1 protein-coding gene is annotated in these 10,363 nt (G+C 76.3%); it reads right to left on the bottom strand.

Going from position 1 to position 10,363, the window contains the following annotated elements:
• Positions 1-11: 11 nt before the first annotated feature.
• Positions 12-10,363 (bottom strand): type I polyketide synthase (locus LPU43_RS00855; protein WP_255684249.1); only part of this gene is annotated, 10,352 nt, incomplete at its 5' end.

Genomic DNA, 10,363 nt, shown 5'->3' with positions numbered 1-10,363 from the left:
CAGCGATCACGTCAGGACACCCCCAGCTCGCGGTCGATGAAGTCGAAGACCTCGTCGGCACCGGCGGACTGGAGCTTCTCGGCCACGGTGTCCCCGCCGTTCGCGGAGGCATCGTCGTCGTTGAGGGAGGCCAGCAGCGCCCGCAGCCGCTCGGTGATCCGAATGCGGGCGCTGCGGTCCGGGGCCGAGCCGGTCAGCGCCGCTTCCAACCTGTCCAGCTCCCCGAAGACCGGGGCGACGCCGACCGCGCCGTCGCCGACGACCGCCGCGCGGACGTGCTCGGCGAGCCCGGCGGCGGTCGGGTAGTCGAAGACGACCGTGGCGGAGAGCCGCACGCCGGTCGCGGCCGTGAGCCGGTTGCGCAGCTCGACGGCGGTGAGCGAGTCGAAGCCCAGCTCGCGGAACGCCCGGTCCGGCTCGACGGCGTCCGCCGAGGCGTGGCCGAGCACGGCGGCGGCCTGTCCGCGTACCAGGTCGAGGAGGGTCCTGCGCCGCTCGGCGTCGGTCTGCGCAGCGAGCAGGGCGGCGAGGGACTCCGCCGACGTCCCGGCGTCGTCGGCCCGCTCGGCGGCGGCCCGCCGCGCCTCCGGGACGCCGGTGAGCAGCGGGCTGGGCCGGACGGCGACGAAGCCGGGCACGTACAAGTCCCAGTCGACTCCGGCCACGAGCGTCGCCGGCTCCCGCCGGGCCACGCACTGGGCGAGGGCGGCGAGCGCGGTCGCGGTGTCGAGGCGGGCGACGCCGGTGCGACGGCGGCGCTCCTCCACGGCCTGGTCGGCGGCGGCCATCCCGCCGGCCGCCCACGGGCCCCAGGCGACCGACGTCGCCGGCAGGCCCAGCCGGTGCCGCTGCTCGGCGAGCGCGTCGAGGTACGCGTTGGCGGCGGCGTAGCTGCCCTGCCCGGCCGCGCCGAGCTGCCCGACCAGGGCGGAGAAGAGCACGAACGCGCGCAGCGGCAGGTCGGCGGTCAGCTCGTGCAGGTGCAGCGCGCCGAGCACCTTGGGCCGCAGGACGGTGGCGAGCCGGTCGGCGGTGAGGCCGTCGAGCACCCCGTCGTCGAGCACGCCGGCGGCGTGGACGACCCCGCTCAGCGGCGCGTCGGCGGGCACGTCGGCGAGCAGCTTCGCCAGCGCCGCCCGGTCGGCCACGTCGCAGGCGGCGACGGTGACCCGGGTGCCGGCGTCGGTCAGCTCCCGGACGAGGTCGGCGGCGCCGGGAGCGTCGGGCCCCCGGCGGCTGACCAGCAACAGGTGCTCCGCGCCCCGGGCGGCCAGCCAGCGGGCGACCTCCGCGCCGAGGGCCCCGGTGCCGCCCGTGACCAGCGTCGTGCCCGCGTGGTCGGGCTCGTCGTCGACGGTGCCGCCGGGGGCGCGGACGAGGCGGCGGACGAGGATCGCGGTGCCGTCGACGGCGAGCTGGTCCTCGCCGTCGAGGCCGGCGAGGGCGGCGCAGAGCAGGTCCCAGCCGTGGTCGTCGAGGGTGGCCGGCACGTCGACCAGACCGCCCCAGCGCTCGGGGTGTTCGAGGGCGACGACCCGGCCGAGGCCCCAGAGCAGCGACTGCTCCGGCCGGTGCGGGGCCGCGCCCCGGCTGGTGCCCGCGACGCCCCGGGTGACGCACCATAGCGGGGCGGCCACGTCGAGGTCGCCGAGGGCCTGCACGAGGGCGAGGGTGCGGGCCAGGAACGGCGGCACCGGCTGCGTGTCGTCGACCGGGCCGTCGGCGAGGGCGAGCAGGGACAGCACGCCGTCGGCGCTCGCGCGCCCGCCGTCGTCCGTGCGGGTGGCGGCGGCGAGGTGCGCGGCGACGGCCGCCCGGTCGGTCAGCTCCTCGGGCAGCGGCAGCAGCCGGGCGTCGGCGCCGCGGCGGGTCAGCTCGGCCACGGCCGCCGCGCCCTCGTCGGCGCGGCGCTCGTCCACGACGACCCACCACGCGCCGGAGAGGAAGCCGACGGGGGTGCCCGAGTACGGCTGCCACCCGCCCCGGTAGCGCAGGTCGTCCAGCCTGGACCGGTCCCGCTGCTGGCGTCGCCAGGAGGCGAGCACCGGCAGTGCCGCGCCGAGCCGTTCGAGGGACTCGGTGGCGCTCTGCGCGGTGAGTTCCGCGAGCGCGGCGAGGTCCTCCCGCTCGACGGCGGCCCAGAACGCGGAGTCCACGCCGGTCGGCGCATCGTCGCCGCGCGCCTCGACCGGGGTGGGCCAGTACCGCTGGTGGTCGAAGGCGTAGGTGGGCAGGGCCACGGTGTCGGCCTCGGCGAGCACGCGGGTGAGGTCGACGGGCAGGCCGATCGTGTGGGCGGTGGCCAGGTTCGTCAGCAGCCGGGTCGGGTCGTCGTCGCCCCGCCGCAGGCTGCCCAGCACATGCCCGGTCGCGCCGAGGTCGTCCAGGATCGCCGTCACCGGCATGGTCAGCACCGGATGCGGGCTGATCTCCACGAACGTGCCATGCCCGGCCGCCACCGCCACCCGCACGGCGGCATCGAACCGCACCGTGCGCCGAAGGTTCTCATACCAGTAGTCGGCCGTCATACTCCCCGGCTCAACCCAGTCCCCCGTCAGCGTGGAAACCAGCTTCACCGTGCCGGCCTGCGGGGTCACGTCGGCCAGGTCGGCGCGGAGCCGCTCGGCAACGTCCTGCACGGACTCGGAGTGCGACGCGTAGTCCACCGGAATCAACCGCGCCCGCACGCCCTCGGCCTGGCACACCTCCACAAGGTCCGCCACGGGCTGCGGCGGCCCGGAGACCACCACGGTCGACGGGCCGTTCACCGCCGCCACACCCACACCCGGGAAACCGGCGAGGCGCTCGGCGATCGCGTCGGCCGACAGGTCTACCGACGCCATCGCCCCCGTGCCCCGCAACACCGCCAACGCGCGGGAACGCAGGGCAACGGTCTTCGCCGCGTCCTCCAAGGTCAGGATGCCCGCCACACAGGCCGCACCAATCTCACCCTGCGAATGACCGATCACCGCCTGCGGAACCACACCCACGTGCTCCCACACCGCCGCCAGAGCGATCCCCACCGCCCACAGCACCGGCTGGACGACCTCGACCCGCGCCAACCACGACTCGTCATCCCCGGTCAACACGGAGACGATGTCCACGTCCAGGTACGGCGCGAGCGCAGCCTGACACTGCGCGAGGCGATCGTCGAACACCGGCGTCCGGCCGACCAGACCGGCGGCCATCCGCGCCGACTGCGCCCCCTGACCCGGGAACACGAACACCGGGCCGGCGCCGTGCCCGAAAGCCGTGCCGCTGACCACGCTGCCGGCCGGGGTGCCCGCCGCAAGCGCGTCCAGGCCCGACAGCAACTCTTCGGCGGTCGCGCCGACCACGGCGGCCCGCTGGTCGAACGCCGACCGGGTCGCCGCGAGGGACCAGCCGACCGCCGCCGCGTCGAGGCCGGGATGCCGCCGGGCGTGCCGGGCCAGCCGCGCCGCCTGACCCGCCAGGGCCGCCGTCGACCGCGCCGACAGCGACCAGACCAGCACGTCCGACGCCACCAGCCCCGGCTGCGGCTCCCCCGCCGGCTCGCCGGCGGCGGCCTCGTCAGGCTGCTCGATGATGACGTGCGCGTTGGTGCCGGAGATGCCGAACGACGAGACGGCCGCCCGGTGCGGCCGGCCCGTCTCCGGCCACGGCCGCGCCTCGGTCACCAGGTCGACCGCCCCGGCGGTCCAGTCGATGTGCGGGGACGGCTCGTCCACGTGCAGCGTCGCGGGGACGAGGCCCTCCCGCATCGCCAGGATCATCTTGATCACCCCGGCGACGCCGGCGGCGGCCTGGGTGTGCCCGATGTTCGACTTGACCGAGCCGAGCAGCAGGGGCCGGTCCCGGTCCTGCCCGTACGTGGCCAGCAGCGCCTGCGCCTCGATCGGGTCACCGAGGGTGGTGCCGGTGCCGTGCGCCTCCACCACGTCCACGTCGGCGGTGGAGAGTCGGGCGGCGGCGAGGGCCTGCCGGATCACCCGCTGCTGCGACGGTCCGTTCGGGGCGGTGAGCCCGTTCGACGCGCCGTCCTGGTTCACGGCACTGCCGCGCACGACCGCGAGGATCGGGTGGCCGTTGCGGCGGGCGTCGGAGAGCCGCTCCAGCAGCAACATGCCGGCGCCCTCGCCCCAGCCGGTGCCGTCGGCCGCCGCCGCGAACGCCTTGCACCGCCCGTCGGCGGCGAGGCCCCGCTGCCGGGAGAACTCCACGAAGAGACCGGGCGTGGCCATGATCGTCACGCCGCCGGCCAGGGCGAGCTCGCACTCGCCCTGGCGCAGCGCCTGCACCGCCAGGTGCAACGCCACCAGCGACGACGAACACGCCGTGTCCACCGACACCGCCGGTCCCTCCAACCCCAACGCGTACGCCACCCGACCCGACAGCACACTCGCCGCGTTCCCGGTCGCCCCGAACCCCTCGGCCTCGTCCCCGGACGCCACCAACAGGGCCCCATAGTCCTGACCATTCGTGCCGACGAACACCCCTGTTCGTGAACCCCGCAACGCGGCCGGCACAACCCCTGCCCGCTCGATGGCCTCCCACGACGTCTCCAGCACCAACCGCTGCTGCGGGTCCGTGGCCAGGGCCTCGCGCGGGCTGATCCCGAAGAACCCGGGGTCGAAGTCGGCGACGTCGTAGAGGAAGGCGCCGCTGCGGACGTAGGAGGTGCCGGTGGAATAGGGGTCGGGGTCGTACAGCCGGTCGATGTCCCAGCCCCGGTCCCCGGGCAGGTCGGACACGGCGTCGCGGCCGTCGCGCAGCAGTTGCCAGAACCGCTCCGGGTCGGTGGAGCCGCCGGGGAACCGGCAGGACATGGCGACGATGGCGACCGGCTCGTCGTCGCCCAGCGCCACGGGCGCGGAAGCGACGGCCGTCTCGGCCCCGCCCCCCAGCTCCGCGTGCAGGTGCCGGGCGAGCGCGGTCGGCGTCGGGTAGTCGAAGACGAGGGTCACCGGCAGCCGCAGCCCGGTCGCGGTGGCGAGCCGGTTGCGCAGCTCGACGGCGGTCACCGAGTCGAAGCCGAGGTCCCGGAACGCGTGGTGCGGGTCGACGGCCTGGCCGCTGTCGTACTGGAGGACGGTGGCCGCCTGGTCGCGGACCAGGTCGAGCAGCGCCCGCCGGCGCTCGTCGGCGGTCATCCGGGCGAACGCCGCGCCGGGGCCGCCCTGGTCGACCTCCTCCGCCTGGGCGACGCCCTTGGTGGCCGCGAGCTGCCGCGCCTCGGGGATCTCGGCGATCAGCGGCCCGGGCCGGGTGGCGGTGAACGCGACGTAGAAGCGGTCCCAGGCGATGCGGGAGACGGTCAGGAACGTCTCGTCGTGCTCGACGGCCTGGTGCAGCGCGGCGAGGGCGAGCCTCGGGTGCATCTCGGGGGCGCCGTGCCGGTGCAGCATCCGACCGAAGTCGCCCTCGGCCATGCCGCCGCCGCCCCAGGCGCCCCAGGCGACGGAGATGGCGGGCAGGCCGAGGCCGCGCCGGTGCTCGGCCAGGGCGTTGAGGAAGGCGTTGCCGGGGGCGTAGTTGCCGACGCCGGAGCTGCCGACGGTGCCGGCCATGGCGGAGAAGAGAATGAATGCGTCGAGGTCCCGGTCGCGGGTCAGCTCGTGCAGGTTGATCGCGGCGGTGACCTTGGCGCTGAGCGCGCGGTCGACCTGGTCGAGGGTGAGCGAGCTGATCACGACGTCGTCGAGCACGGCGGCGGTGTGCACGACGGTGGTCAGCGGGTGCTCCGCCGGCAGCGCGTCGAGGACGGCGGCGAGGGCGGCGCGGTCGGCGGCGTCGCAGGCGGCGACGGTGACCCGGGTGCCGAGGCCGACCAGCTCGGCCTCCAGCTCGGCGATCCCCTCGGCCTGTCGGCCCCGCCGGCTGAGCAGCACCAGGTGGGCCGCGCCGTTGGCGGCGAGCCAGCGGGCCACGTGCCCGCCGAGCGCACCGGTGCCGCCGGTGATCAGGGCGGTGCCGGTGGGCCGCCAGGTGCGCGGGGCGGGGGCGTCGCCGAGGGGGGCGCGCAGCAGCCGGCGGCCGTACGCGCCGGTCGGGCGCAGCGCCACCTGGTCCTCCCCGCCGGTGCCGGCGAGGACGCGGACGAGCCGCCGGCCGGCGGCGTCGTCGAGGTCGTCGGGCAGGTCGACGAGGCCACCCCAGCGGTCGGGGTGTTCGAGGGCGGCGATCCGGCCGAAGCCCCAGGCGAGCTGCTGGAGGGGGTGGGGCAGCGGGCCGGCGGGGTCGGTGGCGACGGCCCCTCGGGTGAGGCACCACAGCGGCGCGCGGACGCCGGCGTCGCCGAGCGCCTGGGTCAGGGTGACGGTGCCGGCGAAGCCGACGGGCACCGAGGCGTGCGTGGGGGTCGGCGTCTCGTCGAGCGCGAGCAGCGACACGATCCCGGCGACGGGGCCCGACCCGGCGAGGTCGCGGGCCCGGGCCGCGAGGGCGTCGCGGTCCGTCCGCTCGGCGTCCAGCGCCAGGGGTACGACGGTGCCGCCGCGCCGTTCGAGGGCCGCGCGGCAGAACGCGGCCGGGGCGGCGGCGGTGTCGTCGGGGCCGGTGACGAGCCACCAGGTGCCGGTGAGGGCGGGCTCCCCGCCGTCGGCGACGGGCAGCCAGGCGTCCCGGTACCGCCAGGAGTCGACGGTGGCCTGGTCGCGGTGCCGGCGTCGCCAGGCGGCGAGCGCGGGCAGCACGTCGGCGACGGCGGCCTCGGGCACTGCGCCGGTGGCGTCGGCGAGTTCGGCGGTGAGCGCGGCCGGGTCCTCCGCCTCGACGGCGGCCCAGAACCGGGCGTCGGCCTCGTCCTCGACCGCGAGGCCGGTGGCCGGGGCGGGCGCGGCGGCGGCCGGCTGCGGCCAGTAGTGCTGCCGCTGGAAGGGGTACGTGGGCAGGTCGGTGCGGCGGGCGGGCCGGCCGGCGAAGGCGGTCCGCCAGTCGACGGCCGTGCCGCCGGTGTAGACGTCGGCGAGGGCGCGGTGGAAGCGGCCGAGGCCGCCCTCCCCGCGTCGCAGGCTCCCGGCGACGGTGACCCCGGCCGGGTCGGCGGCCACCGCTTCCACCGACTCCTGCACCGCCATCGTCAACACCGGATGCGCACTCACCTCCACGAAGGTGGAGTAGCCGGCCGAGACCAGGGCCCGCACCGCCTCGTCGAACCGCACCGTCCGCCGCAGGTTCCGATACCAGTAGTCCGCATCCAGACCCGACGTGTCGATCCAGTCCCCGTTCACGGTCGACCGGAACCGAATCTCACTCGTGCGCGGACGCAGGCCCGCGAGCAGTTCCAGCAGCCGCTCCCGCAACGGCTCCACGTGCGCCGAGTGCGACGCGTAGTCCACCGGAATCCGGCGCACCCGCACATCCCGGCCCTCGTACACCGCGACAAGCTCGTCCAGAGCAGCGACGTCACCCGACACGACCACCGACGTGGGGCCGTTGACGGCGGCCAGGGCGACCCGGCCCTCCCAGCGGGCGATCGTGGCGGCGGCCTCGTCGGCGGTCGTCGCCACCGACACCATCCCGCCGCCCCCAGCGATCCCGGCGATCACCCGGGAACGCAACGCCACCACCGCCGCCGCGTCGTCCAGGCTCAACGCACCCGCCACACACGCCGCCGCGATCTCCCCCTGCGAGTGCCCGATCACCGCAGACGGACGCACCCCGTACGACTCCCACAACGCCGCCAGGGACACCCCGACCGCGAAAAGGACCGGCTGCACCACGTCCACCCGATCCAGCGAGGGCGTGTCCGGTGCCCCACGCACGACGTCGAGCAGCGACCAGTCCACGTACGGGCGCAGCGCCTCCGCGCACTCCCCCAACCTCTCCGCGAACACCGGGGCGGTATCGAGCAGCTCGGCGGCCATGCCCACCCACTGCGAACCCTGACCCGGGAACACGAACGCCACCTCGCCGGGCACGCCCGCGACACCGGTCACGGCGTCCGACGCGGGCCGGCCGTCGGCGAGCGCGTCCAATCCGGCCGTCAACTCGTCCCGGTCGGCGGCGAAGAGGACCGCGCGGTGGTCGAGGGGCGAGCGGGTGGCGACCAGCGAGAAGCCGACGTCGCCGAGCGCGGCGTCCTCGACGAGGTCGAGGTGGTCGCGCAGGTCGCGGGCTCGGGCGGCGAGGGCGTCGGCGGTGCGCCCGGAGAGCACCCAGGGCAGCGGGCCGGCGTGCGCGTCGGCGGTGGCCGGGGCGGCGGGCTCCTCGGGGACCTGTTCGAGGATGGTGTGCACGTTGGTGCCGCTGATGCCGAACGAGGACACCCCGGCTCGGCGGACGCCGTCGATCGGCTCCCAGGGGCGGGGCTCGGTCAGCAGCTCGACGCCGCCGGCGGACCAGTCGACGTGCGGAGTCGGCGCGTCGACGTGCAGGGTCGGCGGCAGCACCCCGTGCCGCATCGCGAGGACCATCTTGATCACCCCGGCCACCCCGGCCGCCGCCTGCGTGTGCCCGATGTTCGACTTCACCGACCCCAACCACAGCGGCCGGTCGACGGGCCGGTCCTGCCCGTACGTCGCGATCAGCGCCTGCGCCTCGATCGGGTCGCCGAGCGTCGTGCCCGTGCCGTGCGCCTCCACGACATCGACCTCACCGGCGGTCAACCCGGCGTTGGCGAGGGCCTGCCGGATGACCCGCTGCTGGGCGGGCCCGTTGGGAGCGGTGAGCCCGTTGGACGCGCCGTCCTGGTTCACGGCGCTGCCCCGCACCACGGCCAGGACCGGGTTGCCGTCGCGGCGGGCGTCGGAGAGCCGCTGGAGCACCAGCAGGCCGACGCCCTCGCCCCAGCCGGTGCCGTCGGCGGCGGCGGCGAACGGCTTGCACCGCCCGTCGGCGGCGAGGCCGCGCTGCCGGGAGAAGCCGACGAAGATGCCGGGGGTGGCCATGACGGTGACACCGCCGGCCAGGGCCAGGTCGCACTCCCCCGCCTGCAGGGCCTGGCAGGCCAGGTGCAGGGCGACCAGGGACGACGAGCAGGCCGTGTCGACGGTGACGGCCGGGCCGTGCAGCCCGAAGGTGTAGGCGAGCCGGCCGGAGATGACGCTGGCGGAGACGCCGGTGGCGAGGTAGTTCTCGTCGACGTCCCCGGCGGCCATCAGCAGCGAGCCGTAGTCCTGCCCGTTCGTGCCGACGTACACGCCGGTGCGGCTGCCGCGCAGCGCGGTCGGGTCGATGCGGGCCCGCTCGAACGCCTCCCAGGTGGCCTCCAGCAGCAGGCGCTGCTGCGGGTCCATGGCCACGGCCTCGCGGGGGCTGATGCCGAAGAACGCGGGGTCGAACTCGCCGGCCCCGGCGAGGAAGCCGCCCTCGGAGACGTAGCTGGTGCCGAGGTGCTCGGGGTCGGGGTGGTACAGCTCGGCGACGTTCCAGCCGCGCTCGCCGGGCATCGGGGTCATCGCGTCGGTGCCGGCGGCGACCAGGTCCCAGAGCTGCTCGGGCGAGGAGACGCCGCCGGGGAAGCGGCAGCTCATGGCCACGATGGCGACGGGTTCGCCGTGCCGGCCGGTGCCGGAGGCGACGACCTCGCCGGGGGTGTGGCCGGCGGTCAGGCCGTGCAGGTGGGCGGCCAGCTCGGCGACGGTGGGGTGGTCGAAGACGAGGGTGGCGGGCAGGGTCATGCCCGTCTCGGCCGCCAGCCGGTTACGCAGCTCGACGGCGGTGAGCGAGTCGAAGCCGAGGTCGCGGAACGTGCGGTCGGGCAGCGGCTGCCCGGCGGGGTAGCCGAGCACGGCGGCGGCCTGGGTGCGGACGAGGTCGGTGAGCTGCGGCAGGGCGCGGCCGACGACGACGGCGCGGACGGCGGCGGCCGGCCCGGCGGGCACTCCGGGCAGGGCGGCGATCAGCGGGGTCGGGCGGCCCCAGGCGGCGGCGAGGCGGCCCCAGTCGACGTCGGCGACGGCGACCGCCGGGTCGGCGGTGTTGACCACCCGGCCGAGCGCGGTGACGGCCTCGGCGGGGTCCAGCGGGGTGAGGCCACCCCGGGCGAGCCGGGCGGTCAGCGCGGTGCTGGCCGTCGCCATGCCGCCGGAGGCCCAGGCGCCCCAGCCGATGGCGGTGGCGGGCAGCCCCTGGGCGCGCCGCCAGGCCGCGAACGCGTCGAGGTAGGCGTTCGCGGCGGCGTAGTTGCCCTGCCCGGCGCTGCCGACGACACCCGCGAGGGAGGAGAAGAGGACGAACGCGTCGAGGTCCCGGCCGGCGGTCGCCTCGTGCAGCACCCGCGCGGCGCGGACCTTGGTGTCGAGGACGGCCTGCATCCGGGCCAGGTCGAGGCCGTCGAGAACGCCGTCGTCGACCACGCCGGCGGTGTGCACGACGGCGGTCAGCGCGGGCAGGTCGGCGACGAGGGCGCCGACGGCGTCGGCGTCGGTGACGTCGCAGG

Source organism: Micromonospora okii (assembly GCF_020884795.1).
Lineage (GTDB): Bacteria > Actinomycetota > Actinomycetes > Mycobacteriales > Micromonosporaceae > Micromonospora > Micromonospora okii.
The sequence above is the reverse complement of the archived record's forward strand: the minus strand, read 5'-3'. Positions and strand labels throughout refer to the sequence as shown.